A 26665-nucleotide genomic window follows, 5' to 3' on the forward strand; every position below is an offset into this window, starting at 1 on the left:
TCGCCAATGAGAGGTTTGCTCCATGGCACACATACAGCGCTTCGACCACATCGGCATCACGGTGGCTGACCTGGACGCGGCGGTCGCGTTCTTCGTCGGTCTGGGCCTCGAGGTCGAGGGCACCGGCTCGGTGGAGGGCGAGTTCGTGGAGACCGTCTGCGGCCTCCCGGACGCCCGGTGCGACATCGCGATGCTGCGGCCGCCGGACGGCGGCTCCCGGCTCGAGCTCTCGAGCTTCGTCACACCCGGCAACCTGCCCGGTTCCCCGACCGCGATGGCCAACGAGGTCGGGCTGCGCAACGTCTCCTTCGAGGTCGGTGACCTCGACGCCGCACTCGCTGCTGTCGAAGCCGCCGGCTACGGCCTCGTCGCCGGCGTCGGCCAGTACGAGAACAGCGTCCGGATGGCCTACGTGCGCGGGCCCGAGGGGATCGTGGTGTCGCTGTTCGAGCACCTCGGCTGACGCCGCCTCAGCTCCCGACGGCCGCCCGCAGCGAGCGGTACGACGCCAGCAGCGCCTCGCGCTCCTGGGCGAGGAGAGGGTCGGCGAGGTCGCAGCCGGCCTTCACCCAGGCATCGGAGTGCTGCATGGCGAGCACCCGCTGCCGGGCGGCCTCGCGGACCGCGTCGCCGGGCACGTCGTAGACGTAGGAGTACAGCTCGACGAGCGAGTCCACCAGCGGCTGGTCGCCGCCGGCCGCGCCGTACTGGTGCTGCCGGTGGCGGCGCCACCACTCGACCTCACGGCGCGACGCCTCGCCCGGATCGAGCCGCAGGTCGCTGTCGTGGTCGCGCAGCACCAAGGCGTAGAAGCGCCGCATGTACGCACGGGCCGCCTCCGGGTCGTTGTCGGGGTAGGGCGCCCACTTCTGGTTGGCCCGGAGCACCAGATAGGCGCCGCGCAGGCTCCGGAGCCTGCTCATCCCGAAGCCCTCGTGCACCATCTCGACCGCAGCCCGCAGGAAGGGGCGCCACTCGCGCCGGTAGTACGACGCCCAGGCACGCGCCTCCGCGTCCCCGATCACGTCCGGGTCGAAGGTCCGGGGTCCCCGGCGCCGGCCGCCGGTCAATTGATGATCTCGCCGCGATCGCTCTCCAGGATCGCGGCCAACCGGTCACGCCATGCCTGGAGGTCCTCGGGGGTCTGCCGCGGCCAGTCGTCCATCTCGCCCACGATCCTCAGCGGCTCCTCGCTGCGGTAGGACCGGGTGGGGTTGCCCGGGAACTTCTTGTCGGTCACGTTCGGGTCGTTCTCGAACGCTCCCGTCGGCTCGACGACGTAGACGCGTGGCTCGCCCTCGCCCGCCGCCAGCTCGGCGGCGAGCCCCGCACCGCCGGGCAGCGCGGTGAAGTAGATGTGGTTCATCACCACCTCGGGCCGGTAGTTCGATCGGAAGCCCGCGGTCAGCAGGTCGCCCACCTGCAGGTCGGCCTTCGTGCCATGGAAGAACGGTCCTTCGTCGAGCACCTCGGTCACCGCTCCAGGCTAGGTGCCGGGACCTGAGCGCTCCAGCGGGCGACGCGCTCCTCGTCGGTCTGCTCCCACCACGGGGTGCCGCGCTCGCCGAGGGCGACCTTGGTGGCCTGCACCCCGGCGCGGGCGGCCGATTCCTCCTCGGTGCCCTTGGTACGGCGCACCTCGCGCCGCCAGGCCATCAGGATCCGCGTGAGCTCGGCCCGCCGCTCCTCGGGTATCGCGGGGTCCGTCGCCCGCCAGCGGCGGCCGTCGATCACGACGTGGTGCCCGTCCGGCGTCAGCTCGGGCGGCTCGCTCACCTGTGCAGCGTAGAACGACCACACTGAGCCTCATGACGCTGCTCTCGATCTCCGCGGTGGCGTTCGTGGTGTCCGAGATCTCCATCCGCCTGCGCAGCGCCACTCGCCGCCACGGGTCGCGGGTCGACAGCGGCAGCATCCTGGTCGTGATCGCAGCGATCGCGCTCGGTGCCCTGCTGGCGACCTGGTGCAGGTCGACGCGGGTCGGCGCGATCCACTCGGGCGCCCAGGTGATGGACGTCGTCGGGATCGTGCTCGTGTGGCTCGGCATCGTCCTGCGCCAGTGGGCGGTCTGGGTGCTCGGGCCGTTCTTCACCGTCGTGGTGCGCGTCAGCGACGAGCAGCCGGTCATCGACCACGGCCCATACCGCTGGGTGCGGCACCCGAGCTACACCGGGCTGCTGCTCACGCTCCTCGGTGTCGGCACGGCCGTGGAGAACTGGCTCTCCCTGATCGCGTCGACCGTCCTGCCCGCACTGGGCCTCGCCGTACGGATCCGGGTCGAGGAGCGCGCGCTCCACGCCGCGCTCGGCGAGTCCTACGCGGCCTATGCGGCGGGCCGCCGGCGCCTGGTCCCCGGCATCTGGTGACCGGGTCGAGCGACGCCTACAGGAACTGCGCGGGGTCGAACTCGTCGATCGGGATGATCCGGACCCGGGGCAGCTGGGTGTTGAAGGCGGCGACGTCGTACTCGAGGTCGAAGGACTCCAGGCCCCGCACGGTCAGCTCCGCGAAGGCGCTGTTGCGGAACTCGCCGAAGCCGACCAGCCCGACCCGGCGGCCGTCGAGGAGGTCGCTGGTGTGCTCCACGAAGTCGCCGTCGTTGCTGACGAGCATGACGTCGGCCTCGCGGTTCCGGAGCTCGGCGAGGGTCCGCTGGATCGCGATGTCGACGACCTTCTCGCCCGGCCCGCCGGAGAGCGGGATCGGGCGGTAGCCGATCGCGAGGAGAGCCTGCACGAAGGCCATCGGCAGCTCGGTGGTCGCGGCGAGGAAGAAGAGCCCGACCGCGGGCTGGTCCCAGTGGTCGCTGGCGAACTGCAGGAGCCGGTCCCACCGCGGCCGCTCCTCGGGACGCGGTCGCCTGCCCAGGATCGACGTCCCGAGGGTCGCGTCGATGTTCTCCCCGTCGACCAGCACGTACGTCGAGCGCGACCCGTCAGCCATGGGGTGAGACTACGACCCCTCGATGTTGAATGGCTGGGTGCCGACCCGCCTCCTGCTTCTCGCCGACACCCCCGGCCGTCCGCATAGCCTGGGGACCGTGCGGCCGCTGACCTTTCCCCACCACGACGCCGTCGAGGCCTTCGCCGCCCAGGCGGACGAGTTCCTGGCCGCGGTCGCCTCGTGCGACGACCTCCAGCTGCTCGGGGCTTCGCGGTGCCACGGCTGGGCTCTGCTGGACGTCCTCGTGCACGTGCGGATCGGGCTGCAGGAGATGGCGCTCGGCAGCACCCGGCGCGCCGACGGTGAGCCGGAGTGCGACGCCGCGACCTACTGGAGCGAGCACCCCGACAACCGGGACGACGACCAGGTCCCGCACATCCTCTGGCTGAGGCGGACGTCGAGCGCGTACTCGCGCCCCAGCGGCGCCCTCGAGCACCTGCGCGACGCCGTCACGGGCGCGGTCGGCGCGGTGCGGGCGATGCCAGAGGGCGTCATCGAGTTCCAGGGGAGGCGGATCCGCAGCGGCGACTTCATCGGGACGTGGGTCGTCGAGCTGGCGATCCACCAGCTCGACCTGGGCCTCGACGACTCGCCGAGCGGGCTCGCGTGGGCCCGCCGGACGCTCGAGGCCGTCGCGGACGCCGAGCTCCCCGCCGGCCTCGAGGACCGGTCGGCGGTCCTCGCCGGTCTCGGCCGCGCTCCCGCACCGACGGAGCTCCCGCCGGCGTTCCCGGTGTCGCTCTGAGGCTTGGACCGGGCGGCTAAGCAGGACGCGTGAACCTACGCCGCCTCGCGTTCGCCGTCCTGCCCGTCCTCGGTGCCGCCGGGCTCGGAGGGCTCGGCTCCCGCAACGCACCCAGCACCTACGCCACCCTCGAGAAGCCCGACTGGGCACCGCCCGCCGCGGCGTTCGGTCCGGTCTGGACGACCCTCTACGCCACGATCGCGGTCGCGGGCTGGCGGGCGTACGGCGCCTCGCCGCGCGCGCGGCGGCTCCACCTCACCCAGCTCGCGCTGAATGCGGCGTGGCCCTCGGTGTTCTTCAGCGCGGGCAGGAAGCCGGCGTCACTGGCGGTCATCGGCGCCCTCGACGCGACGCTCGCGGCCGAGATCGTGGCGCTGCGCCGCGACGACAAGCTCGCGGCCGCGCTCCTCACGCCGTACCTGGCCTGGTGCGGCTTCGCGACCGCCCTGAACACCGCGGTCAGCGAGCCACGGTCCTAGCGCTGGCTAGCCCCACGGCGAGGTCGGCTGGAGCACGGCCTCCTCGAGAGCCTCGGTGCGCAGCCGGGTGACCTGCTGGTACTCCGGGTCCGCGACCATCCTGCTGAACGCCTCGCGCGAGGGGTACTTCACGATCAGCACGGCGTCCCACGCCTGCCCGTCCTCGGCCACCAGCGCCGTGCGACCGTCGCCGGCGTAGAGGATCTCGCCGCCGACCCGCGGCAGGAACCGCTCGGCCACCGCGGCGGCGTACCGGTCGTAGGACTCCCGGCCGCCCGGCTTGAAGCGCAGCAGGTTGAGCATGACCACCGGTCCGCCGTCGTCGCTCTCGAGAAAGTCCTTCAGGTCGCGTCCTCTGGGGTCTACCGCCATGGCGTGATCCTGTCACCTGCCGGACGCGGGCTCGAGCAGCTCGTGGACGTGCGCCAGCGCGACGGCGACCTCGGCGAAGCTGGTGCTGAGCGGCGAGAGCCCGGCGCGGAGGCCGCGCGGACGGCGGAAGTCGGGGATCACGCCGCGCTCCCAGAGCCGGGCGACGACGTCGCCCATCGCGTCGTGCTCGAGGGTCAGGTGTCCCCCGCGCACGGACGGGTCGCGTGGCGAGGCGACCGCGGCGCCGAGCGGCGCGAGGGCCTCGTCGGCGATCTCGAGGGCCAGCCCGGTCAGCAGTGCGGACTTCGTGCGCACGGCCTCGATGCCGGCCTTCTCGAGCAGGCCGAGCATGTCGACCAGCGGCAGCATGGCCAGGATCGGTGGCGTGCCGCTGACAAAGCGGCGGATGCCGCTGGCCGGGGCGAAGCGTGGTCCCATCTCGAACGGCTCGGCGGCGCCCATCCAGCCGGTGATCGGCTGGGTGAGCTCGTCCTGCAGGCGCTCGGCGACGTACGCGAACGCCGGCGCGCCCGGGCCGCCGTTGAGGTACTTGTAGCTGCACCCGACGGCCAGGTCGACGTCGGCCGCGTCCAGGTCGACCGCGACCGCGCCCGCGGAGTGGCAGAGGTCCCACAGGACGAGTGCACCGACCGCGTGCGCGGCTGCGGTGATGCCCGGCAGGTCCGCGATGTACGCCGACTTGTAGGCGACGTGGCTGAGCAGCACCAGCGCCGTCCGCTCCCCCAGCACGGCCCGCACCTCGTCGAGCGTGACGCCTTCGGCCGGGTCCGGCGCGATCCAGCGCACCGTGAGCCCGAGCTCCGCCGCGATCGTCTCGACGAGGAACCGGTCGGTCGGGAAGTTCTCGGTGTCCGCCACGATCTCGCTGCGGCCCGGGCGAGCGGTCAGTGCCGCACGGACCAGCTTGTAGAGCAGCACCGTGGTCGAGTCGGCGACCACCGTCTGGCCGGCAGCCGCGCCGAGGACGACGCGACCGAGCAGGTCGCCGACCCCGGTCGGCATCGCCATCCAGTTCTCGTCCCACGCGCGGATCAGCCGGTCGCCCCAGTCCTCGCGGACGAACCTACCGAGCCGATCGGCCGTGGAGCGGAGCGGACGGCCGAGCGAGTTGCCGTCGAGGTAGGCGATGACGCCCGGCGTGCTCACGAACTCGCCGCGGAGCTCTGCCAGCGGATCGTGCGCGTCCAGCCTCGCCGCCTTCTCGACGAGGTGGGCGGGCAGGTTCTCGAGCACCTCGTCGCCGGCCATGGCGCCATCCAAGCACCGCGCCTCGCTGTCGGCGGCGAGTGCCAGCCTTCCGGCATGGACTTCATCGAGCAGGACTTCTCCGGCGCCCGCTTCGTGCGGTGCGACTTCTCGAAGGCGGTCATCCGGGGCTCCAACGCGGCCGGCATGGAGATCGACGACCACGACATCCCCGAGCTGCCGTTCCTCGTCAACGGCGTCGACGTCGTGCCCTACGTCGAGAGCGAGCTCAACCGCCGGTTCCCCGGCCGTGAGCTGAAGTCGGCCACGCGTCCCGCGGGCCTGCGCGAGGCCTGGGCCGCCGTCGAGGCCGCCTGGGCCGAGCTGCTCCCACGAGCCGCCGGCCACGAGGACGTCTCGATCGACGACGAGTGGTCGTTCGCCCAGACCCTGCGTCACCTGGTCCTCGCGACGAACGCCTGGCTGCACGGCGCGGTCCTCGGCCGGGAGCGGCCGTTCCACCCGATCGGCCAGCCGTTCGCCGAGTACGAGCCCGAGGGCGGCGACATGAGCGGGTTCCGCGACCCCGAGTCCTACGAGGAGGTGCTCGCCGTCCGCGCGGAGCACCAGGCGATGGTCCGCCACTACCTCGCCACCGTCACCGACGACGTGCTCGCCGAGACGCGCTCGAACCCGTGGGCGCCCGACTACGAGATGACCGTGCTGGCCTGCCTGCAGGTGATCCTCAACGAGGAGTGGGCGCACCTTCGCTACGCCGTGCGCGACCTGGAGATCGCATCGTCGCGTTGAAGGTCCGTACCCCGAGGGCGATCCAGCACAGGAAGGCGACAGTCGAGAACGCGGCCGGCCACCAGTGGCCGAGCAGGACCGAGGCAGCATCCGCGCAGGCGAATGCCGTCAGGTTGGCGGCGACGTCGTACCGCGGCGCGACGAACTGGTGGTTGAGCACGTGCGCGACGGCGATGACCACCCCGCACGCGAAGGTGATCGACAACAGGAGACTGACCACCCGACCAGTTTGTCGGAGGGGTGGTCGCCGGACCTCAGCGCCCGGCGGCCGCGCACCGGATGCAGGTCCGCGCGACCGGCCGGGCCTCGAGCCGGCCGTCGCCGATCGGTGCGCCGCAGACCTCGCACACGCCGTAGGTCCCGGCCTCCAGCCGCTCGACCGCGGCGTCGACCTCGGCCAGGCTCGAGCGCACCTGACGGACCAGCGCACCGATCTGGGAGCGCTCGAACGCGATCGTCGCGCCCTCGGGGTCGTGCTCGTCGTCGGCGTTCGTGTCCACCGACGCGGCGACCACGCCCTCGTACTCCTCGGTGAGGCTCCGCAGCCGCTGCAGCGCCTCGGCCCGCTCGGCCTCGAGCCGTTCCCGCGGGGTCAGGGCCGACCGACGATCTTGTCGATGGTGACCTGTGAGACCGAGTGGTACCCCGGCCGCGCCTGGGCGTAGATCTCCCGGGCACGCGCGAGACCCCGGTCGGTCGCCGCGAGCTTCTCGTAGACCTTGCGGATGTAGAGCGCCCGCCCGTGCCGGGTCAGGAAGTCGCTGAGCGCCTGGTCGACGACCGGCGCCGCGAACGCGTAGCCGGACTCGACGGCGAGCTCGAGCCACGCGGTGGCGACCTCGATGTTGCCGCTGCCGCTGAACCCGAACTGCCCATCCACCTCGGCCAGCAGCGTGGCCGGTGCGTCGACCGGCAGCGCCCGCACGAACGCGACCCACTGCTGGGAGACCCAGTCGTCGGTCCTCAGGTCCGCGGCCGGGGTGCCGGTCAGCAGCCGGGTCACCTGCTCGTCGACGCGGTCGAAGGCGTCGGACTCGAAGTGCGGCGCGTTCTCCGGCACGCCGGGACCGTGCACCCAGGCCTCGACCTGCAGCTGCTCGGGCGTGACGCTCGCGTGCCGCAGCAGCTCGCGGTCCAGGTAGCCGAGGAACGTCGGCGTGTCCATCGACTCGAAGGCGAACGTGTCGAAGTAGGTGCGGAGGAACGCGTCGAACCGCTCCCGGCCGACCGTCTCCTCGATCAGCCGCAGGAACAGCGAGCCCTTCTCGTAGGGGATCTTCGACGGGCCGTCGTCCGGGTCGGTGAGGTCGAGCTCGAGCCAGGTGTCGCGCGGCTTCTCCTGCTCGACGGCGCGCTCGAGCTCCTGGAGGCCGAGCCGCAGGATCATGCTGGTGTACGCGGCGCCGTACATCTCTTCGTCGATGCGGGTCTCGAAGTAGACGGTGAAGCCCTCGTTGAGCCACACGTCGTTCCACGTGGCGTTGGTGACCAGGTTCCCCGACCACGAGTGCGCGAGCTCGTGCGCGATGAGGGTCACGAGCGAGCGGTCGCCGGCGAGCACCGTCGGCGTCACGAACGTGAGGCGCGGGTTCTCCATGCCGCCGTAGGGGAAGCTCGGCGGGAGCACGAGCATGTCGTAGCGGCCCCACCGGTAGGGCCCGTAGAGCCGCTCGGCCGCCTCGATCATCCGCTCGGTGTCGGCGAACTCCCATGCGGCGTCCTCGACGACCGACGGCTCGGCGTACACGCCGCTGCGGCTGCCGATCTCCCGGAACTCGAGGTCGCCGACGCCGAGGGCGATGAGGTACGCCGGCACCGGCTGCGGCATCGCGAACCGGTAGACGCCGTCGGCCGACCGCTCGACCGGGTTCTCCGCGCTCATCACGGCCATCAGGTCGCTCGGCACCCGGACGGTGGCGTCGTAGGTCGCCCGGACGGCCGGGCTGTCCTGGCACGGGATCCAGGTGCGGGCCAGGATCGGCTGGGACTGGGTGAAGAGGAACTGCTTGCCGGACGCGGTCTGCTGCGGCTCCAGCCACTGCACGGCCCGCGCCTCCTCCGGGTCGGTCGCGTAGCTGACGACGACCCGGTCGGCGGCGCCGACCTGGATGGTGAGCGGACGGCCCAGGACCGGGTCGTGCTCACCGAGCTCCCAGGGCAGCGCCGCGCCGTCGGCGCCGGCCACGTTCCTGATGTCGAGGTGCCACGTGTCGAGGACCAGCTCGGTCGCACCCGCGGACCGGTGCTCCAGGTCGAAGGTCGCGCTGCCGGCCAGCCGGTGCTCCTCGAAGTCGGCCGTCAGGTCGAGGCTGAGGTGCTGGACGACGACCTCGTTGGGCCGGGCGTAGGAGTGGGGGTCGACAGGGAACGCACGAGTCACCGGACCAACCTAGCGAGCGCTCCCGCGCATCGCTCATTGCTGCATGCGGGGGTCCTGGGTCGGGTCGGCGTACGTCGCCGGGCAGCCCAGCGCGGCCGCGTCGGGACGCAGCTCGAAGTGCCAGGGCTCGTTGGCGTAGACGCGGCACAGCCCGTACGCCGACCCGTGCTCGGTCAGCCAGGCGGCCCCATCGGGACGGCCGATGTCGACCGCCTCTCCCGCCACGTGGAGCGACGTCTCCGGGGTGGAGACCCATCGCTCGGCAGCGGCCTCGGAGCCGTACTTCCCGACCGCCTCGTCGAGCAGCTCCTGCTGGTACGGGGCGGACCGCCAGCCGCTGTTGACGTAGAGCGTGACGCCGGACGACGCGGCGTCGCCGCCCGCCCGGCGCAGCGCGTCGAGGAGGTCGGGATCGAGCCGCGTCACGGCCGGGTAGTGGTCGTCGAAGACCGTCACGCCGTCGGGGACGACGCCGTCCTCGACGCCGATGCCGTCGTGGTGGGCGCCGTGCACCCCGCGCAGGACGGAGAACGCGGAGCGGTCCGAGGACGCGAGCGAGTGGTGGACGACGAGCGCCGCCACCACGGTCGCGACGGTGACGAGGAGGACCGCGAGGCCGGTGGCCGGGCTGCGGCGGCGAGCGGCCGGCGCGAGACGAGTGGAGAGCATGCACCCAGTCCAGGCTCGGCGGCGTTGCCGGGCCGTATGCGGATTTCGATATGCCCGCGATATCCGTGCGCTCGTAGCATCGACCCCGATGCGCGTGCTGATCGTCGAGGACGAGCCCTACCTGGCAGAGGCCATCCGCGACGGCCTCCGCCTGGAGGCGATCGCGGCCGACATCGCCGGCGACGGCGACACGGCACTCGAGCTGCTCGGCCTCAACGGCTACGACATCGCCGTCCTCGATCGCGACATCCCGGGCCCGTCGGGCGACGAGGTCGCCCAGCACATCGTGGCCTCCGGCAGCGGCCTGCCGATCCTGATGCTCACCGCGGCGGACCGGCTCGACGACAAGGCGACCGGCTTCGAGCTGGGCGCCGACGACTACCTCACCAAGCCGTTCGAGCTCCGCGAGCTGGTGCTCCGGCTCCGCGCCCTCGACCGTCGCCGCGCCCACCACCGGCCGCCCGTCCGCGAGGTCGCCGGCCTGCGCGTCGACCCGTTCCGGCGGGAGGTCTACCGCGATGGCCAGTACGTCGCGCTGACCCGCAAGCAGTTCGCCGTCCTCGAGGTGCTGGTGGCTGCCGAGGGCGGCGTGGTCAGCGCCGAGGAGCTGCTCGAGCGGGCGTGGGACGAGAACGCCGACCCGTTCACCAACGCGGTGCGGATCACCGTCTCCGCGCTGCGCAAGAGGCTCGGCGAGCCGTGGGTCATCGCGACCGTGCCCGGGGTCGGCTACCGGATCGACGTACCGGGGACGGACCAGCGTGGCTAGGCCACCCGGGCTCAGCGTCCGGCTGCGGCTCACGCTCAGCTACGCGGCCTTCCTGATGCTCGCGGGCGCCCTGCTGCTCGCGGTGGTGTGGGTGTTCCTGCTGCGCTACGTGCCCGAGGGCGCGATCACCCTGGGCGGTCGCGGCGGCAGCGCGCCGGGCGACGGGTCGCGGAGCCCGGTGCTCTTCATCCCCGGACGAGCGGACCTGTGGCGCGCGTTCGCGCCGAAGGCGGCGATCGCGCTCGGGGTGCTGCTGGTCGTCGGGCTGGGCGGGGGGTGGCTGCTGGCCGGCCGGATGCTCGCGCCGCTCGGACGGATCACCCGCGCCACCCGCATCGCCGCGGACGGCTCGCTCTCCCACCGCATCGAGCTTCCCGGCCGGCACGACGAGTTCCGCGACCTCGCCGACGCGTTCGACACCATGCTCGCCCGGCTCGAGGCGCAGGCCGCCGAGCAGAAGCGGTTCGCGGCCAACGCCTCGCACGAGCTGCGCACGCCGCTGGCGATCACCCACACCCTCCTCGACGTCGCCCGCAGCGACCCCGACCACGACCCCGTCGAGCTCCTCGAGCGGCTGCAGGCCGTCAACACCCGGGCGATCGACCTCACCGAGGCACTGCTCCTGCTGAGCCGCGCGGAGCAGGGCTCCTTCGCACGCGAGTACGTCGACCTGTCCCTCCTGGTGGAGGAGGCGACGGAGACGCTCCTCCCCCTCGCCGAGAAGCGCGGCGTCACCATCGAGACGTCCGCCCCGCGGGCCCTGACGAGAGGCTCCAACGCGCTGCTCCTGCAGCTGACGACGAACCTCGTCCACAACGCGATCGTGCACAACCTGCCCGAGCACGGCAGCGTCCGGATCGCCACCGGCAACAACGGTGCGGTCGGGCTCACCGTCGAGAACACCGGCCCCCTGCTCGACCCGGCCGAGGTCGCCACGCTGGTCGAGCCGTTCCAGCGCGCCGGCGGACGCGTCCGCGCCGATCACGCGGGCGTCGGCCTCGGGCTGGCCATCGTCCGCAGCATCGCCGACGCCCACGACGGGACCCTCACCGTCGCCGCCCGTCCGGACGGTGGACTCTGCGTCACGGTCCGGCTGCCGCCGCTGGCCTGATGCGGCTCAGGCCGTCGGGGACACGCAGAACTCGTTGCCGTCCGGGTCCTCGAGAGGGACCCACTCCGCGGCGCACGGCGCGACGCCGGCCGGCCGCGCCCCGAGCGACAGCAGCCGGTCCACCTCGACGGAAAGATCGCCGTTCGCGACGAGATCGAGGTGCAGCCGCGCCGGTCCGGTCTTCGCGGCGAACGGCGGTCCGCCCCACGCGATCTTGCTGCCGCCGCGGGGCGACTGGATCGCGGTCTCCTCGTCCTGGTCCCAGACCAGCGGCCAGTCCAGTGCCTTGCTCCAGAAGTAGCCGACGGCCTGCGAGCCGTCGCAGTTGATCGCGCCGATCGTGCCGCAGTCCGCGAGGAACCGGTTGCCGGCCTCGATCACGCAGAGCTCGTTGCCCTCGGGATCGGCCATCACGACGTGCTCCTCCTCGGGGCCCTGACCGATGTCGAGGGGCCGGCCGCCGAGGCGGAGCGCGCGCTCGACGGTCGCGAGCTGGGCTTCCGGCGACTCGCTGGTCAGGTCGAGGTGGATCTGGTTCGGCCGGGTCTTCGGCAGGTCGCTGGGGACGAACCGCAGCGCGCAGCCGGCCCCGGTGGGCGGAGTGATCGCGACGCTCCCGCCGCGGTCCGTGCTCTGCTCCCAGCCGAGCAGCCCGCCCCAGAACCGCGCGAGACCCGTCGGATCGTGCGCGGCGAAGGTGAGGGCGTGGAGGTCCGCCGTCATCGAGATCGCCTCATCGGGCCAAGGCTAGGCTGGATCGGTGCTGTGGTCGCCCGGGTTTCTCGTGCTGCCGCTCCTCCGCCGGGCGCCGGGTCTCGGGTTCGGCCTGCGGCACCTGCTGGGCGGGCAGGCGGGCACCATCGTGCTGCTCTTGCTGGTCCTCGTCGTCGTCGCGATCGTCGTCATCCGCAACCGTCGCTGACCGAAGGGCTCAGCTCGAGCTTCCGAAGCTCCCCGCGGGTGCGGATGTCGAGCTTCGTGTACGCGCTCGAGAGGTGGTTCTCGACCGTCTTGGGAGAGATGAACAGCTCCTGGGCGATCGCCGGGTTGGACAGGCCGGCCGCCGCCAGCCGGCAGATCCGCAGCTCGCTCGGAGTGAGTGCGGCGACGCCCGAGCGCTCGACCCGCCGCGGCCGGAGCCCCGCGGCGGCCAGCTCCTCGCGGACCTCCGCGACCAGCGGCTCGGCGCCCGCCGCGGCAGCCAGCGACAGGCTCTCCAGCAGGGGCTCACGCGCGTCCGCGCGGGCGTTGGCACGGCGCCGTGCGGCGCCCAGCGCGAGCAGCACGCGCGCCCGGGTCAGACCCGCCGGGAGCTCGCCGAGCGCCTCGCATGCACCAGCGAGCAGGGCCGGCGCCCGGTCGCGGTCGAAGGACGCTGCGAGGAGGCGCGCCTCGGCGAGGTGCAGCGGCGCGTCCCAGGCCTCGGCCGCGCTCAGGTGGTCCCGCGCGATGTGCTCGGCCCGGTCCCGCTCCCCCGCCGCCAGCAGGATCCGCACGACGTCCGGTGTCCACGGCGAGGGCCACCCGGCACGGCCCCGCGCGAACGGCGCCATGCGTTCGAGATCTCCGAGCGCCTCGTCGACCCGGCCCTGGCTGCGACGCAGCACCATCCGGGCGAGGAGCAGGTTCGCGCCCGGCGAGGTCTGCGGCACCTCCCGCTCCGCGTAGCCGTGACCCTCCAGCACCTCCGCCGCCTCCTCGAGCCGGCCCTGGAAGGTGCGGCTCAGCACCAGGCCGGAGAGGGCGTAGGGGAGCACGAGCGGGCTGCCCCGGAGGGCGAGCTCCAGCCCCAGCTCGGCGTCCGCCTCGGCCTCGCGGAGCCGGCCCTCCAGGAAGAGCAGCCGCGACCTGATCGACGCCACGACGGCGACGCCCACCGTCGAACCCTGCGTCCGGGCCACGGAGTCGATCCGTGCGATCGCGGATCGAGCGGCCGGCCACCCCTGGCCGCCGGACACGACGAGCGCGTTGAGGAGCATCCCGGTGAGCGGCGACTCGACGCCGAGCACCTCGATCGCCTCGGGCAGCAGGTCCTCGAACCGGGCGACCTGCTCGCGCGCGGTGCCCGTCCAGACGATCGACCGGTCGTAGGCACTCATCGCTTCGGCGGCGCGGCGGTCGAAGCCGCTGCCGTCGTCGGTCGCACTCGCGGCGAGCGCCGCGCCGGCCGCGAGCGAGTGCTCGGTCTGGTCGATGCCGCTGACCTCGGTCCGGATCTCCCGGAGGCCCGGGTCGTCCTCGGGGAGGGACCGGCCCACCTGCTCGAGCAGCTCGACGCCCCGGTGCGGGTCGCCGGCGAAGACGAAGGCGCGCGCCGCCGTACGGGCGGCAGACACGCGGCGGCGTACGTCGACGGAGCCGCGGACCGTGCGGCGAAGCAGCTCCGCGGCCTCGCCGACCTCGCCGACGACGAGCAGCGCCTCACCCAGCATGAGCACGACATCGGTCGCCTGCTCGGGAGACGGCGGCTCGGCGAGCGCGCGCCGCAGCAGCGTGACCGCCGAGCCCGGAGCACCGTGGGAGCGTTCGTCCGCCGCCTGCTCGACGAGCGCGTCCACCACCCGTGGGTCGTGACCGGGCTCGGTGAGCAGCAGGTGCGACGCCGCCTCGGCGACCCGACCCTGGCCGGCGAGCTCGAGACCCGCCACCTTGTGCCCCGCCGCCCGCCGGGCCGGCGGGATCGCGTCGAGGACCGCCTCCCAGACCAGCGCGTGCGGGAAGCGGACCAGCCGGTCGTCCTCGAGCAGCAGCTGCGCGTCGAGCAGCTCCACGCGCGGCGCGTCGTCGGCCGCCTCCGGTCCCGCCAGCACGCGCGCCAGGCTCCACGGCTGGCCGTCACCAGCCACCGCCGCCGCCTCGAGCAGCACGCGGGCCGGCCGCGACAGCTCCGCGCTCCGGAGGCTCACGAAGTCGCGGACGACGACTCCGACGTCGGGGTCGGCCACCGCTCCTGCCGGGATCGTGCGGCCGTCGCGCAGCGCGCGGCTGAGCTGGGAGACCAGGAACGGGTTCCCGGCGGACAGCTCGGCCACCGTCTCGACCAGCTCCGCATCGAGCGAGCCGTCGCCCGTCACGGCCGACACCACCTGGTCCGGGCGCAGCGGCACGAGGGTGCACCGGGCATCGGCGCGGGTGCGGATCAGCCGGAGCACCTCGTCGTCGTACCCGACGCTCCGGCCCGCGACCGCGATCGCCACGGCCAGCTCGGTCCGGCGCTCGGCGAGGTAGGCGAGGAAGCCGGCCGACGCGGGGTCGAGCCACTGCGCGTCGTCGACGATCACGGCGACCGGCCCGGCCGCCGCGACGTGCGCGAGCAGCCAGAACAGCGCGTGCTGCTGGGCGAACTCGTCGGCGCTGGTGTTCTCGCCCAGCAGCAGCGGCCGCGCGAGGGCCGCGACGCCCTCGAACGCGTCCGGCACCGCAGCGAGGTCCACGGACTCGAGGAGCTGCCGGGTGGCGCTGTGCGCGGCGTTGCGGTGCAGCAGCCGCCCGCTCGCCCGGAGCGGGCGGAGGCCGGCTCCGGCCGCACGCGACCCGAGCAGGTCGAGCAGCGTGGTCTTGCCGAAGCCGGCCGGCCCGGCGATCGCGAGGAGGCCCCCACGCCCCGCTCGCGCGCCGGTCGACAGCCGGTCCCAGGCGGCGAGCTCGTCGCCCCGCGGCTGGTAGGCGGCCGTCGTCATCTGCACATCATCGAGCAGGCGCCGTGCCCGCGGCGACGAACAGCACCAGCGATGCCGAGAAGCGCCCCGTGGCCGCGTCCGCCGCCAGCTCGGCCTCCCAGGCGTCGAGGGCGGCGGTCGGCGCCTCGCCCCGCGCCCGCAGCGCGGCGAGGCCGTCGTCGATCAGCGCGAGGAACCGCGCGACGCCGAGGTCCGCGGTCTCGTGCACCTCCGCGTCCACGACGACATCGGTCAACCCGGCGTCGGCGAGCAGCGGCCGCAGGTCGCGACCGACCCGCGGGTGCCGGATCTGCTCGCGAACGCACGCGAGCACGGCGTCGGTGATCGCCGGGTCGCCGGACGCGACACCGAGCGTCGACCAGTCGGGCTCCACGAGCAGCACGGTCCCGCCCGGCGCGACCACGCGGGCGACGTCCGCGACGACGGCGGCCGGGTCCTCGACGTGCTGCAGCGTGCGCTCGACCACCGCGGCGCCGAGCTCGCCGTCGCCGTACGGCAGCCGGGTCGCGTCCGCGCGGACCAGCTCGACCCTGCGGTCGCCCCCCAGGCGCTCGCGGGCCGCAGCCAGCAGGTCGGGGTTGTGGTCGACGCCCACGATCCGTTCCCAGCCGTCCTCGGCGACGAGCTCGGCGAGCATGTCCCCGGTCCCGCAGCCGGCGTCGAGCACCGACCGGGCCCTGGCCGCCAGCCACCGCGCCCGCGTGGCCTTCCCGGCCATGACCTTCTCCAGCGCGGACGTGCCGCGCAGGTACCTCTCCAGCTCCGCGGCGGCGTCGCCCACCTCTGCCTCGCGGAACGTCCTCGCAACCGACATCGTCATCACTGTCCCCTCTCGGATCTGGTGACAGCGAGGCTGCCGCGCCCGCGCGGCCGGCGCATGGGGGTGCCTCCCCCGGATTGGCGCGGGGCGGTCAGCCGGCGCGCATCTTCGCCAGACGCGCCCGAAGGGCCGCGGCCCGGTGCGCGTTGCCGCGCAGGTCGACGTAGGTGTCGCCATAGGTCCAGAGCAGCGCGTCGTCGAGCCGGCGCACGGCGCCGGGCGGGTAGCGGTAGTCCATCCGTTCGACCAGCATCGCGGCGTCGATCGGGCGCAGCACGTCGCCGAGCTCGGCGATCGAGGTGATGCCCAGCTCGAGGACCAGGCCGGCGATCCACTCGTAGTGGTCCGTGCGCGACCACCCGGCGTCGGCGTACTGGCCGGCGAGGAAGGCCGCGAGCTCGCGCGGGCTGATCCGTGGGTCGTCGTCCTCGCCCTCATCCTCCTCAGCGGGGTCGGTCGTGCCGCCGCGCAGCCGGTCGCGGATCGTCGAGAACTCCTGGTCGGCCAGCTCGAGCAGGCCCGCCGCGAGCGTGAACCGACGGTCGAAGTCGGGCACGTGCTCCTCCGGGATCGTGCCCTTGTAGCGGATGTCGTGCTCGAACTCGGCCCAGGCGTGCTGCAGGACCGTCCGGATCTGGACCTGGGCGATCCGACCGCGGAGCCGTTCGTACGCCGGCTGCGCGTCGCGGTCCGGGTCGAGGCCGACGAGGAGGTGCCGGCTCGCGTAGCCGAACCGGCCCAGGCTCGCGGTCTCCCGGCCCATGTCCCGGTCGTCGTGCACAACCATCTGGTCGCCGAGCAGGTCGACGACGGCCTGCACGTCGCTCTGCACGTAGGTGATCACCCGGAGCCCGATCTGGTCGGTGATGTCGACCAGCGGGTCGGCGTACGCCGGACTGCCGTCGGCCTCGGTCCGTGCCGCCTTGGCCGCGAACGACGCGACCGACTTCGCCCGGCCGGTGACCGTGAGGTAGTTGATGCCCGCGTCATCGAGGATCGAGAGCACCAGGTCGACGTACTGCTCGGTGGCGAGACGCAGCTCCGGCTGCAGCTCGGCGTACGCCGTCACCGCCGCGGTGATGTCGCGCGGCCCGTCGGCGCCGGCCTTGCCGCGCGGCGTCGGCGTGAGGTCGTCGGGCAGCGTCGGGGTGACGATGTAGCCGGTCTCGAAGTCGCCGTACGTCGTCGTCGCCTCGGGCCGCCGCGTGGCGAACATCCCGATGTAGGCACACAGGACCGCGTCGACCTGGTCCTCGACCACGCGCAGCTCGCTCTTGCGCTGGGCGCTCGCGACCGCGCTCGCCAGGGCCCGCCACGCCCGCGCGCCCTCGGGGTCGCCCTCCACGAGCAGCGGCGGATCGGCGGCCGCGAGCCCCTCGAGCAGCCCGACGAACACCAGCAGCTCGGCGCGGAGGTCCTCGAGGTCGCGCCCGGGCTTGTTCTTGTACTTCAGCGTGCGCCCGAGCCGGAACAGGGCCACGGTCGCGGGATGCGGGTAGACCTCGATCGCCCGCCGCGACCGACCGGACCGCGGGTTCATGTCGAGGCCGAGCCGCGCTGCGATCCGCGCGCCGCGCGGGCGGTCGGCGAACTCCGGCTTCTTCGTGTTCGAGGGGTGCGCGCCGGCGTCGTACCTGGCGAAGTCCTTGTTCAGCGCCGCCTCGGCCGGCCGGTTGCCCGTCTCGTTCACGACGATCAGCGGCGCGTCGATCGCGACGACGCAGTCGCCCTCGACGTACGGCGCCAGCGCTTCGGCGATCTCGTCGTCGCCGTCCGCCGCCGAGACGTGCAGGAGGTGGCCGGCGTCGTCCAGCACGGCCAGACCGGTGGGCTTGCGCTCACCCCACGCGAGGTCGACTCCGACGAAGTGCATGGGTGCAGCCTGCCAGTCATCACCTGAGCAGATGGCTTGCGCCCAAAGGATTCGTTTGCCAGGTAACTGGGGGCTTACCACCATGAGTGGTGCACCTCACCCTTGGAGACAAACCATGACTGAACAGAGCCGCCGGCTGCGCCCTAGCGCAACCAATCCGCGCCCGCCGGGTCAGTCGCCGACGACCTCCAGCGCCAGGCGGCAGCCGAGGTCGAGGTCGGCGCGGTCGCCGTACAGCTGGAAGCGGTTGTTGCCGCCGTCGAGGAGCGCGTCGATCCGGAAGGCGTCGGCGACCGGGTCCGCCGCGCCCGCGGTGCGCAGCTCCGACTCGAGCAGGTCCAGCCACTCGCGGTGCAGCCGGCGCACGGCCTCGGCGACCGGCCCGTCGCGGTGGCCGTACTCGACCATCGCGCTGGCCAGGAAGCAGCCACCCGGGAAGACCTGGTCCTCGAGGTAGCGACGCCAGCTCCCGACCAGGGCGCGCAGCCTCGGCCGGCCGGGTTCGCTGTCCCAGGCCGGCGCGATGACCGTCTCGATGTAGATCCGCCGCGCCTGCGCGACGGCGCCGACCTGGATCGCCTCGCGGCTGCCGAAGACGGTGAGGATGCCGCTCTTGCTGACGCCGGCACGCTCGGCCAGGCCGCCGACCGAGATCGAGTCGAGCCCGCTGACGGTGGCGATCATCGCCGCCTCGCGAGCCACCTTGGTGCGGGTCGCGTCACCGCGGGCGCGGCGGCCGTCGACGGCGGTCTCGGTCATGTAGATCACTCTACGTCCGACTGGACGTAAATCGCGACGGCGCGTAGCCTCGACCACATCACGACCGATCGGTCGTAAATACTTCAGAGGAGGGATGCCCCGTGATCGACACCAGCCAGGGCGTCGTCGTCCGCCAGCGGATCCACCTGGCCGACCTCGACGGGTTCGGCATGCTCTACCACGCGCGCTACGCCACGATCTTCGACAACGCGGTCCAGGACTTCTGGGTGGAGGCGGGCTGGCGGCTCGACCCGAGCAAGTCGGTGCTGGTCATCCGCGACCTGCAGCTGACCTACCACCAGCCGGTCCTGGGCATCACCGACGTGGACGTGCACTTCTGGGTCGAGCGCGCCGTACGACGAGCGTGACGTACCGCTTCCAGGTGCTCTCCGCCGACCGCGCCGTCTGCCACGCCGACGGGCGGCGCGTCGTCGTGTTCCTGGACGCGCGCGACCTGCGGCCGACGCCGATCCCCGCGGACGTGTGGGAGAAGGCCGCTCCCCTCCTCGGCCCCGGGGTGGAGCGGCCGGCGGCCTGACCCGGCTCAGTCGCCGGGCCACTCCCCCGTCCACCGCTCGAACGCCCGCGCGCCACCGCGGGCGATGAGCGCCCGGACGAGCGAGAAGATCGCGCCCTGGATGACCGCGGCGACCAGGATCTTCTTGAGGGGGTACTCCGACTCGAGCGGCTTCGGCGGGTCGTCGGTGCCCTGCGGATCGACCCGCTTCCAGATCTGCTGGAACACCTGGCCGGCGATCAGACCGCCGAGCAGGCTGCCGATCAGGCCCCACGGCCGGTAGAGGATCTTGGCGGACTTGCTGGTCTGCTTCTCAGCGCTCATCGTGGCGGTCATCGTCCTTTTCCCGTGCTCGTCGTCTCGAGGTCGTCGTCGGCGCCATGGGTCAGCCGCAGCTGTCGGGCGCGCTCGATGTCCTCCTGCTCCTTCTCGGCTGCCTTGTCGCTCTTCCGGGTGTCTCGGGCAGGCAGCTGGATGGCCTCCTCGGCCGGGATACCGGCCTGCAGCTCGCGCCCGCGCTCGAGCTCGGCATCCAGCTCGGCGCCGAACAGCAGGGCCAGGTTGGTGATCCAGAGCCAGAGCAGGAAGACGATCACGCCGGCCAGCGACCCGTAGGTCTTGTTGTAGCTGGAGAAGTTCGCGACGTAGAACCCGAACGCCACCGACGCCACGATCCACACCAGGATCGCCGCGACCGCACCGACGCTGATCCAGCGGAACTTGGGCTGCTTCACGTTGGGCGTCGCGTAGTAGAGCAGCGCGACGATCACGACGACGACCGCCAGCATGACCGGCCACTTCGCGATGTTCCAGACCGTCACCGCCGTCGAGCCCACTCCGATCGCCTTCCCGACGGCATCGGCAGCCGGCCCGGTCACGACCAGGGCCATGCCGACCAGCGCGGTCAGCACCACCGTCACGAGGGTGACGAGCAGCATCGTCGGGCGCAGCTTCCAGATGGGCCGGCCCTCGTCGATCTCGTAGATCCGGTTGGTCCCCCGCGCGAACGCGCCGACGTAGCCGGACGCGGACCACAGGGCCGCCACCAGCCCGATCACGAACGCGATGCCGGAGTTCTCGGCCTGGCTCAGCTGCAGGATGGTCGGCTGGAGCGTGTCCGCGGCACCGCTGGCGCCGACGTCACGAAGGATCTGCAACAGGGTCTTGGCCGTGTCGGGGCCCTTGCCGACCAGCCCGACCAGGGACAGCACCGCGATCAGGGTCGGGAACAGAGCCAGCACCGCGTAGTAGGTCAGCGCGGCGGCGAGGTCGGTGCACTGGTCGTCGGAGAACTCGCGCGCGGTCTTGCGCAGGACGTACCACCACGACGGCTTCGTGAGGTCGGTAGGCGAGTCCGGCTCCGCCGCGTCGGTCTCGGCCGCCGGGGCCCGATCCGATGCGCGCCGCGCGTGGGAACCCATCAGTGGTGCGCCTTGCGCCGCTTGAGCACGACGACCGCGGCGATCACCGCCGCGGCCACCGCTCCGACCTTGATCAGGGTCGACCGATCCGGCTTCGCCTTGGCCGTCAGCTGGTCGATCGTCTGCGCGAGGTCCTCGCGGGTGCGCTGGAGCTCGGCCTCGATGGCGGCGACGTCTGCGCGGTGCTCAGCCATGCTTCACCGCCTGCACGTCGCGCTTCACGTTCTCGACGGTCCGCTCGGGGATCGGCGGCGTCGCCTGGGTGACCTGCTTCTTGCCCATCAGCGCGACCACCCCGGCGGCGGCGAACAGCACGACCGCGACGATCAGCGCCGCCAGCCACGCGGGCATCGCGAGGGCCAGGGCGAGGACGACCGTGGCGATGAGGACGCCGACGCCGTACAGCGCCAGCAGGCCGGCCGCGCCGAACATCCCGGCGCCGATGCCGGCCCGCTTGCCCTTCTCGGTCAGCTCGGCCTGCGCGAGCCGCATCTCGTCGCGGACCAGCTGTGACATGTCCTGCGACAGCCGCGAGACGAGCTCGCCCGTCGACTGCTTCTCCGGTTCCGTGGCGACGGGCGTCGTCGCCACGTCATAGTCCTGACTCACCTGGCGCCTCCCAAGGATTGCTTGTCCTTGGGCGGTGCCCGGTCAGGCGCCGCGCATACGCAGCGGTCGAGCGGTCAGGCGGACTTCTTCTTCTTCGCCTCGCGGAGCATCAGGGTCGGGGCGACGTCGTCGTCGACGACCTCACGGGTGATGACGACCTTCTCGACGTCGCCGCGGGAGGGCACCTCGTACATCACGTGGAGGAGGACCTCCTCGATGATGGCGCGCAGCCCGCGGGCGCCGGTGCCGCGCTCCATCGCCTTGTCGGCGATCGCGTCGATGGCGTCCGGCGTGAACTCCAGCTCGACGCCGTCGAGCTCGAAGAGCTTCTTGTACTGCTTCGTCAGCGCGTTGCGCGGCTCGGTAAGGATCTGCACCAGCGCCTCACGGTCGAGCTTGGTGACGCTCGCGATCAGCGGCAGCCGGCCGATGAACTCGGGGATCAGGCCGAACTTGGTGAGGTCCTCCGGGCGGACCAGGGCGAGCAGGTCGTCGGCGTCGCGCTCGGCCTTGCCGTGCACCTCGGCCGTGAACCCGAGGGTCTTCTTCCCGACCCGCTGCTCGATGATGTGCTCGAGCCCGGCGAAGGCACCGCCGACCACGAACAGGATGTTCGTGGTGTCGATCTGGATGAACTCCTGGTGCGGGTGCTTCCGGCCGCCCTGGGGAGGCACCGAGGCCGTCGTGCCCTCGATGATCTTGAGCAGCGCCTGCTGGACACCCTCGCCGGAGACGTCGCGCGTGATCGAGGGGTTCTCCGCCTTGCGGGCCACCTTGTCGATCTCGTCGATGTAGATGATGCCGGTCTCGGCCTTCTTGACGTCGTAGTCGGCGGCCTGGATCAGCTTGAGCAGGATGTTCTCGACGTCCTCGCCGACGTAGCCCGCCTCGGTCAGCGCGGTGGCGTCGGCGATCGCGAACGGCACGTTGAGCATCCGGGCCAGGGTCTGGGCGAGGTAGGTCTTGCCGCAGCCGGTCGGGCCGATCACCAGGATGTTGGACTTGGCGACCTCGACGACCTCGTCCTTGCTGTGCTTGCCGGCAACCGGCTGCACGCCCGCCTGGACCCGCTTGTAGTGGTTGTAGACCGCAACCGCGAGCGACTTCTTCGCCTGCTCCTGGCCGATGACGTAGGAGTTGAGGAAGTCGAAGATCTCGCGGGGCTTCGGGAGCTCGGCCAGCTCGACCTCGCCGCCCTCGTTGAGCTCTTCCTCGATGATCTCGTTGCAGAGGTCGATGCACTCGTCGCAGATGTAGACACCTGGTCCCGCGATCAGCTTCTTGACCTGCTTCTGGCTCTTTCCGCAGAACGAGCACTTCAGCAGGTCGCCTCCGTCACCGATGCGAGCCACGGGGGGTCCTCCTCGTTGCAGTTGATGCCATCGCGGTCTTGTGCGAACCCCCCGACGGTACCCCCTGCCGCGCCCGATATGGGGCGAGACACGAGGTGCGCGTCGGGAGCGTCGTCATGGGGTACGTCGACCTCGGACCTCAGCCGGCCAGGGCCGGCGTCTGCTTCAACGAGGCGAGGACGGAGTCGATCAGACCGTAGTCGATAGCCTGGTCGGCAGTCAGGATCTTGTCGCGCTCGATGTCCTTGCTGACCTCTTCGATCGACCGGCCGGAGTGGTCGCTGATCATCTTCTCGAGCAGCTCGCGCATCCGGATGATCTCGTTGGCCTGGATCTCGATGTCCGAGGTCTGGCCGAACGTGCCCTCGGTGTAGGGCTGGTGGATGAGGATCCGGCTGTTCGGCAGCGCCAGCCGCTTGCCCTTGGAGCCGGCCGCGAGCAGGATCGCCGCCGCCGAGGCCGCCTGGCCGATGCACACCGTCTGCACGTCCGGCTTGATGAACTGGATCGTGTCGTAGATCGCCGTGAGCGCAGTGAACGAGCCGCCGGGGCTGTTGATGTAGATGCTGATGTCCTGGTCGGGGTTCATCGACTGCAGGCAGAGCAGCTGGGCGATCACCGCGTTGGCGACGTCGTCGGAGATCGGCGTGCCGAGGTAGATGATCCGGTCCTCGAACAGCTTGGCGTAGGGGTCGATGCGGCGGAACCCGTAGGAGGTCCGCTCTTCCCACTGCGGGATGTAGTAGTTCATGTCGGCGATTCCCTCAGTCGTTGGTGTGGGCGGGTCGGCCCCGGTCGGCGGCCTCGCGGGCGCTTGCGATGACCTGGTCGACCAGGCCGTAGTCGCGCGCCTCGTCGGCGGTGAACCAGCGGTCGCGGTCGGCGTCCTCGGTGACCTGCTCGACGCTCTGGCCGGTGTGCTGGGCGATCAGCTCGAGCAGGACCTTCTTGATGTGCAGGGACTGCTGGGCCTGGATCTTGATGTCGGAGGCGGAGCCGCCCATGCCCGACGACGGCTGGTGCATCATGATGCGTGCGTGCGGGAGCGCGTAGCGCTTGCCCTTCGCGCCGGCGCACAGCAGGAACTGGCCCATCGAGGCGGCCAGGCCCATGCCCACGGTCGCGACGTCGTTGGGGATGTAGTTCATGGTGTCGTAGATCGCCATGCCGGCGTCGACGGAGCCGCCGGGCGAGTTGATGTGCAGGAAGATGTCGGCTTCCGGGTCCTCGGCGGAGAGCAGCAGCAGCTGGGCGCAGATGGCGTTCGCGTTCTGGTCGCGCACCTCGGAGCCGAGGAACACGATCCGCTCCTTGAGCAGCCGGCTGTAGATGTTGTCGTCGAGGAAGCTGATGCCACCGTTCTGAGTCACGTGGCGACCCTAGCCTCCGACGGCGTCGGAACCACGCGATCTCGGGTGCTGTTCGCCGACAGCGGATTTAGGGCTAGGCCAGCCAATCCCGGAGGCCGGCCAGCACCTTCGGATGGTTCAGCAGCCCGAAGTGGTCGGTGCGGCCGACCCGGAGCACGGTGGCGTCGGGGAACAGCTCCCGGCCGCGGCGGTCCCGGCCGGACGCCGACAGCGGGGCCACCAGGCCGTCGCCGAAGATGCCGCCGATGGGATTCCACCCCGTGCGGGTGATCGTCCCGGACACCAGCCGGTACTCCGCGTGCCCGATCGGCGGGACGTCCTCGGCCAGGCCCTCGACCAGGTCGAGGATCCCCTCCGACTGCCGGTCGATGATCCGGCCGAACGGCGCCGTCTCCTCCAGCCAGCCGAGCAGCCGGCTGCCGTGGCCCGCGGACACCGCGAACCAGGAGCCGCGGTGCGGCGCACCGAGGCTCACCACGTCGGAGACGAGCCGGGTCCAGGCCGCCGGCGCGCCGCTGGCTGATCCCGCCCTCCCACCCTCCGGGTGGGGCGAGGCCATCACCGCAGACGACGCACGCATGATGAGGGCGCCCATCGAGTGGCCGACGAGCGCGATCCGGTGCACCTCGGTCGGCCAGCGGTCGACGACCTGCTGGAGCAGCGCGGCGAGCGCGACGCCGTTCTGGCGGATCGGCAGCCCGGAGTTGGCGCGGAGCAGCACCGGGGTCCAGCCCTGGGCCTCGAGCGCCTCCGGGTACGTCGTGCCGGTGCGGTCGCGGTGCAGCTGCCAGCACTGCTCGTCCTCGCAGAGGCCGTGCAGGAAGACGGCGACCTTCCCCGTGGCTTCCGGGTACGCCGCCCGCAGGCTCGCGTCGTCGTACACGTCGACGTCGCGCCCGTCCCTCCGCACCGCCATCGGGATCGCCAGCTCGGGCCGCTCGCGGAGCAGCTCGTCGCCGATCAGCCCGTTGACCGCCGCGGTGAGCAGCCGTCCGCGCGGGTCGTCCTCGAGCCCGGGCCCGATGCCGGCGGCGGCGAGCTTGTCGAAGCCCTTGCTGCTCCCCCGCAGCGCCAGTCCGATGCCGTTGAAGATGGCGCCGGCGATCGCCCGGTGCGCGACCTGCGGCGGCGCGACCGCCTTGCCGACGCCGAGCCGGGCGACCCCGTAGATCCGCCCGGCAACGGCGTCGTGCGTGTCCCGGACGGTCGCGAGGACCAGGTCGTCCGCCGTCTGTGCGAGCAGGGACAGCCCGTCGAGCAGGCGTGGTCCGGGCGCGGTGGTCGACGTGGACATGGGTCCACGTTACCCAATCAGTGCACAGTTGTGCACTACTCGGCCGGCGTGGCCTCCGCCTCAGGAGCGGTCTCCTCGGCCGGGGCCTCTGCTGCCTCGGACCCTGCCTCGGACCCTGCCTCGGACTCCGCCTCGGGCTCGCCGATGGTGCCGTCGGGCCGCAGGTTCTTCAGCTCGACCACGTTGCCGGAGGCGTCCTTGACGACCGCGTTCTCGACCAGCTCGGCGAGCGCCTTGCCGCGGCGGATCTCCTGGACCAGCTCGGGGACGTGGTTGTGCTCGAGCATGTGGTTGACGAACTCCTGCGGGTCCTGGCCGGACTGCTGGGCGCGGCGGACCATGTGCTGGGTCAGCTCGTTCTGGTCGACGCCGATCTCGGCCTTGTCGGCGATCTCGTCGAGCAGGAACTGGGCGGCGACGGCGTCGCGGACCCGGCGCTCCAGGTCGGCCTCGAACTCGTCCTCGGTCTGGCCCTCGTCCTCGAGGTACTTGTCCAGGGTCATCCCGGCGAAGGCGAGCTGCTGCTCGACGCTGTCGCGGCGAGCGTTGAGCTCGTCGGTGACCAGGGTCTCGGGCAGCGGGATCTCGACCTTGTCGAGCAGCGCCTCGAGCACGGCGTCGCGAGCCGCAGCGGCCTGCTCGAGCCGCTTGCCGCGGACCAGGCGCTCGCGGACGTCGGCCCGGAGCTCGTCGAAGGTGTCGAACTCCGAGGCGAGCTGCGCGAACTCGTCGTCGAGCTCGGGGAGCTCCTGCTCCTGGACCTGGTTGACCGTGACCTCGATCTCGACGTCCTGGCCGACGAGGTCGCCGCTGGCGAGCTCGGAGGTGAAGGTCTTGGACTCGCCGGCGGAGACGCCCTCGAGCGCCTCGTCGAGACCGTCGACCATGCCGCCGCGGCCGACCTTGTAGGAGAAGCCGGTGACCTCGGCGCCCTCGACGACCTCGCCGTCCTTGGTGGCCTTGAGGTCGATGACCACGAAGTCGCCGTCGGCGGCGGGCCGCTCGACGTCGATCAGGGTCGCGAACCGCTCACGGAGCGCGGTCACCTGCTCCTCGACGTCCTCATCGGTGACCTCGACGTCCTCGACCGACGCCTCGAGGCCGTCGGTGTCGGGGATGGTGATCTCCGGCTTGATGTCGACCTCGGCGGTGAACTCCAGCCCGTCGTTGTCCTCGAACCTGGTGACCTCGATCTCCGGCTGGGCGAGCGGGGTCAGGTCGTTGCTCTGCAGCGCCTCGACGTAGGCCTTCGGCAGCACCTCGTTGACGGCCTCGTCGAGGACGACGCCGCGGCCGACCTGGCGGTCGATGACCTGCGGCGGGACCTTGCCGCGACGGAAGCCCGGGATGTTGATCTGCTGGGCGATCTTCTTGTACGCCGCGTCGAGGCTCGGCTTGAGCTCCTCGAAGGGCACCTCGACGGTCAGCTTGGCCCTGGTCGGGCTCAAGGTCTCGACGGCGCTCTTCACAGGTTTTCTCCTACTTG

Annotated in this window: 33 protein-coding genes; 10 read left to right on the plus strand and 23 right to left on the minus strand. The window is 72.1% G+C overall.

Going from position 1 to position 26665, the window contains the following annotated elements:
• Window positions 1-22: 22 nt before the first annotated feature.
• Window positions 23-463, plus strand: a complete 441-nt coding sequence (locus ABD709_RS04765) for a VOC family protein (protein ID WP_344772817.1) — start codon at window positions 23-25, stop codon at window positions 461-463.
• A 7-nt stretch (window positions 464-470) separates the two neighbouring features.
• Here ABD709_RS04765 and ABD709_RS04770 read toward each other — a convergent pair whose 3' ends face one another.
• From ABD709_RS04770 to ABD709_RS04780, 3 genes are read right to left on the minus strand one after another with little or no spacing between them, the layout of a single operon-like run.
• A complete protein-coding gene (locus tag ABD709_RS04770; RefSeq protein WP_344772819.1) occupies window positions 471-1025 on the minus strand; it encodes a hypothetical protein in 555 nt (184 codons plus the stop codon).
• Window positions 1026-1066: 41 nt separating this feature from the next.
• Window positions 1067-1477 (minus strand): NAD(+)--rifampin ADP-ribosyltransferase, encoded by a 411-nt coding sequence (arr, locus tag ABD709_RS04775; protein ID WP_344772821.1) that lies wholly within the window; start codon window positions 1475-1477, stop codon window positions 1067-1069.
• Complete coding sequence (locus tag ABD709_RS04780; RefSeq protein ID WP_344772823.1) at window positions 1474-1776, minus strand: hypothetical protein; 303 nt, start codon at window positions 1774-1776, stop codon at window positions 1474-1476. The genes arr and ABD709_RS04780 overlap by 4 nt, the downstream gene beginning before the upstream one ends.
• 32 nt (window positions 1777-1808) lie before the next feature.
• Between ABD709_RS04780 and ABD709_RS04785 the strand changes: the two genes are divergently transcribed.
• Window positions 1809-2366, plus strand: coding sequence for a methyltransferase family protein (locus tag ABD709_RS04785; protein ID WP_344772825.1), 558 nt, complete (start codon window positions 1809-1811; stop codon window positions 2364-2366).
• A gap of 16 nt (window positions 2367-2382) precedes the next feature.
• Here ABD709_RS04785 and ABD709_RS04790 read toward each other — a convergent pair whose 3' ends face one another.
• Window positions 2383-2943 (minus strand): NYN domain-containing protein, encoded by a 561-nt coding sequence (locus tag ABD709_RS04790; RefSeq protein WP_344772827.1) that lies wholly within the window; start codon window positions 2941-2943, stop codon window positions 2383-2385.
• 97 nt (window positions 2944-3040) lie between these two features.
• Between ABD709_RS04790 and ABD709_RS04795 the strand changes: the two genes are divergently transcribed.
• Together ABD709_RS04795 and ABD709_RS04800 are read left to right on the plus strand one after the other, a co-directional pair.
• Window positions 3041-3688, plus strand: a complete 648-nt coding sequence (locus ABD709_RS04795; RefSeq protein WP_344772829.1) for a maleylpyruvate isomerase N-terminal domain-containing protein — start codon at window positions 3041-3043, stop codon at window positions 3686-3688.
• 29 nt (window positions 3689-3717) lie between these two features.
• Entirely contained in the window at window positions 3718-4167 is a 450-nt protein-coding gene (locus ABD709_RS04800; RefSeq protein ID WP_344772831.1) for a TspO/MBR family protein, read from the plus strand.
• Between the two features lie 6 nt (window positions 4168-4173).
• On the opposite strand, the gene ABD709_RS04805 is transcribed toward ABD709_RS04800, so the two are convergent.
• Window positions 4174-4539 (minus strand): DUF1330 domain-containing protein, encoded by a 366-nt coding sequence (locus ABD709_RS04805; RefSeq protein ID WP_344772833.1) that lies wholly within the window; start codon window positions 4537-4539, stop codon window positions 4174-4176.
• A gap of 12 nt (window positions 4540-4551) precedes the next feature.
• Window positions 4552-5808 carry a kynureninase gene (locus ABD709_RS04810; RefSeq protein ID WP_344772835.1) on the minus strand — a complete coding sequence of 419 codons (1257 nt, stop codon included), beginning with the start codon at window positions 5806-5808 and terminating at the stop codon, window positions 4552-4554.
• Between the two features lie 54 nt (window positions 5809-5862).
• Here ABD709_RS04810 and ABD709_RS04815 point away from each other — a divergent pair, with 54 nt between their 5' ends.
• On the plus strand, window positions 5863-6555 hold the full coding sequence (locus ABD709_RS04815; protein ID WP_344772837.1) for a DinB family protein: 693 nt from the start codon (window positions 5863-5865) through the stop codon (window positions 6553-6555).
• 254 nt (window positions 6556-6809) lie between these two features.
• On the opposite strand, the gene ABD709_RS04820 is transcribed toward ABD709_RS04815, so the two are convergent.
• The 3 genes from ABD709_RS04820 to ABD709_RS04830 all read right to left on the minus strand — a co-directional run bounded on the left by ABD709_RS04820 (window position 6810) and on the right by ABD709_RS04830 (window position 9604).
• Entirely contained in the window at window positions 6810-7070 is a 261-nt protein-coding gene (locus ABD709_RS04820; protein WP_344772839.1) for a TraR/DksA family transcriptional regulator, read from the minus strand.
• A gap of 77 nt (window positions 7071-7147) precedes the next feature.
• Window positions 7148-8935: a M1 family metallopeptidase gene (locus ABD709_RS04825; protein WP_344772841.1), complete on the minus strand. Its 1788-nt coding sequence runs from the start codon at window positions 8933-8935 to the stop codon at window positions 7148-7150.
• A gap of 33 nt (window positions 8936-8968) precedes the next feature.
• The gene (locus ABD709_RS04830; protein WP_344772843.1) at window positions 8969-9604 is read right to left on the minus strand and encodes a M15 family metallopeptidase; all 636 of its coding nucleotides are present in this window, start codon (window positions 9602-9604) and stop codon (window positions 8969-8971) included.
• 88 nt (window positions 9605-9692) lie between these two features.
• Between ABD709_RS04830 and ABD709_RS04835 the strand changes: the two genes are divergently transcribed.
• Window positions 9693-10373 (plus strand): response regulator transcription factor, encoded by a 681-nt coding sequence (locus tag ABD709_RS04835; protein WP_344772845.1) that lies wholly within the window; start codon window positions 9693-9695, stop codon window positions 10371-10373.
• Complete coding sequence (locus ABD709_RS04840; protein WP_344772847.1) at window positions 10366-11484, plus strand: sensor histidine kinase; 1119 nt, start codon at window positions 10366-10368, stop codon at window positions 11482-11484. The genes ABD709_RS04835 and ABD709_RS04840 overlap by 8 nt, the downstream gene beginning before the upstream one ends.
• A gap of 6 nt (window positions 11485-11490) precedes the next feature.
• Here the strand turns inward: ABD709_RS04840 and ABD709_RS04845 are convergent, their stop codons facing one another.
• Complete coding sequence (locus ABD709_RS04845) at window positions 11491-12207, minus strand: VOC family protein (protein WP_344772849.1); 717 nt, start codon at window positions 12205-12207, stop codon at window positions 11491-11493.
• 37 nt (window positions 12208-12244) lie between these two features.
• Between ABD709_RS04845 and ABD709_RS04850 the strand changes: the two genes are divergently transcribed.
• Window positions 12245-12406 (plus strand): hypothetical protein, encoded by a 162-nt coding sequence (locus ABD709_RS04850; RefSeq protein WP_344772851.1) that lies wholly within the window; start codon window positions 12245-12247, stop codon window positions 12404-12406.
• Here ABD709_RS04850 and ABD709_RS04855 read toward each other — a convergent pair.
• From ABD709_RS04855 to ABD709_RS04870, 4 genes are all read right to left on the minus strand, one after another.
• Window positions 12387-15164 (minus strand): helix-turn-helix transcriptional regulator, encoded by a 2778-nt coding sequence (locus ABD709_RS04855; protein ID WP_344772853.1) that lies wholly within the window; start codon window positions 15162-15164, stop codon window positions 12387-12389. The genes ABD709_RS04850 and ABD709_RS04855 overlap by 20 nt on opposite strands.
• A gap of 7 nt (window positions 15165-15171) precedes the next feature.
• The gene (locus ABD709_RS04860; RefSeq protein WP_344772855.1) at window positions 15172-15978 is read right to left on the minus strand and encodes a methyltransferase domain-containing protein; all 807 of its coding nucleotides are present in this window, start codon (window positions 15976-15978) and stop codon (window positions 15172-15174) included.
• Window positions 15979-16075: 97 nt separating this feature from the next.
• A complete protein-coding gene (locus ABD709_RS04865; protein ID WP_344772857.1) occupies window positions 16076-17857 on the minus strand; it encodes a DUF429 domain-containing protein in 1782 nt (593 codons plus the stop codon).
• A gap of 171 nt (window positions 17858-18028) precedes the next feature.
• Window positions 18029-18616, minus strand: coding sequence for a TetR/AcrR family transcriptional regulator (locus ABD709_RS04870; RefSeq protein WP_344772859.1), 588 nt, complete (start codon window positions 18614-18616; stop codon window positions 18029-18031).
• Between the two features lie 101 nt (window positions 18617-18717).
• Between ABD709_RS04870 and ABD709_RS04875 the strand changes: the two genes are divergently transcribed.
• Window positions 18718-18984, plus strand: a complete 267-nt coding sequence (locus tag ABD709_RS04875) for an acyl-CoA thioesterase (RefSeq protein WP_344772861.1) — start codon at window positions 18718-18720, stop codon at window positions 18982-18984.
• The gene (locus ABD709_RS04880) at window positions 18981-19154 is read left to right on the plus strand and encodes an acyl-CoA thioesterase family protein (RefSeq protein ID WP_344772863.1); all 174 of its coding nucleotides are present in this window, start codon (window positions 18981-18983) and stop codon (window positions 19152-19154) included. The genes ABD709_RS04875 and ABD709_RS04880 overlap by 4 nt, the downstream gene beginning before the upstream one ends.
• Before the next feature lie 6 nt (window positions 19155-19160).
• On the opposite strand, the gene ABD709_RS04885 is transcribed toward ABD709_RS04880, so the two are convergent.
• The 9 genes from ABD709_RS04885 to tig all read right to left on the minus strand — a co-directional run bounded on the left by ABD709_RS04885 (window position 19161) and on the right by tig (window position 26648).
• A complete protein-coding gene (locus ABD709_RS04885) occupies window positions 19161-19457 on the minus strand; it encodes a DUF4235 domain-containing protein (protein ID WP_344772865.1) in 297 nt (98 codons plus the stop codon).
• 8 nt (window positions 19458-19465) lie between these two features.
• Window positions 19466-20554, minus strand: coding sequence for a YihY/virulence factor BrkB family protein (locus ABD709_RS04890; RefSeq protein ID WP_344772867.1), 1089 nt, complete (start codon window positions 20552-20554; stop codon window positions 19466-19468).
• On the minus strand, window positions 20554-20748 hold the full coding sequence (locus ABD709_RS04895; protein ID WP_344772869.1) for a DUF3618 domain-containing protein: 195 nt from the start codon (window positions 20746-20748) through the stop codon (window positions 20554-20556). The genes ABD709_RS04890 and ABD709_RS04895 overlap by 1 nt, the downstream gene beginning before the upstream one ends.
• Window positions 20741-21163 carry a phage holin family protein gene (locus ABD709_RS04900; protein ID WP_344772871.1) on the minus strand — a complete coding sequence of 141 codons (423 nt, stop codon included), beginning with the start codon at window positions 21161-21163 and terminating at the stop codon, window positions 20741-20743. The genes ABD709_RS04895 and ABD709_RS04900 overlap by 8 nt, the downstream gene beginning before the upstream one ends.
• Window positions 21164-21237: 74 nt before the next feature.
• A complete protein-coding gene (gene clpX, locus ABD709_RS04905; protein WP_344772873.1) occupies window positions 21238-22515 on the minus strand; it encodes an ATP-dependent Clp protease ATP-binding subunit ClpX in 1278 nt (425 codons plus the stop codon).
• Between the two features lie 139 nt (window positions 22516-22654).
• A complete protein-coding gene (locus ABD709_RS04910) occupies window positions 22655-23266 on the minus strand; it encodes an ATP-dependent Clp protease proteolytic subunit (RefSeq protein ID WP_344772875.1) in 612 nt (203 codons plus the stop codon).
• Between the two features lie 13 nt (window positions 23267-23279).
• Complete coding sequence (locus tag ABD709_RS04915) at window positions 23280-23885, minus strand: ATP-dependent Clp protease proteolytic subunit (RefSeq protein ID WP_344772877.1); 606 nt, start codon at window positions 23883-23885, stop codon at window positions 23280-23282.
• A gap of 73 nt (window positions 23886-23958) precedes the next feature.
• Complete coding sequence (locus ABD709_RS04920; protein ID WP_344772879.1) at window positions 23959-25179, minus strand: esterase/lipase family protein; 1221 nt, start codon at window positions 25177-25179, stop codon at window positions 23959-23961.
• Between the two features lie 35 nt (window positions 25180-25214).
• Window positions 25215-26648, minus strand: coding sequence for a trigger factor (tig, locus tag ABD709_RS04925; protein ID WP_344772881.1), 1434 nt, complete (start codon window positions 26646-26648; stop codon window positions 25215-25217).
• Window positions 26649-26665 lie beyond the last annotated feature (17 nt).

Source organism: Nocardioides panacisoli, from assembly GCF_039537325.1.
GTDB lineage: Bacteria > Actinomycetota > Actinomycetes > Propionibacteriales > Nocardioidaceae > Nocardioides > Nocardioides panacisoli.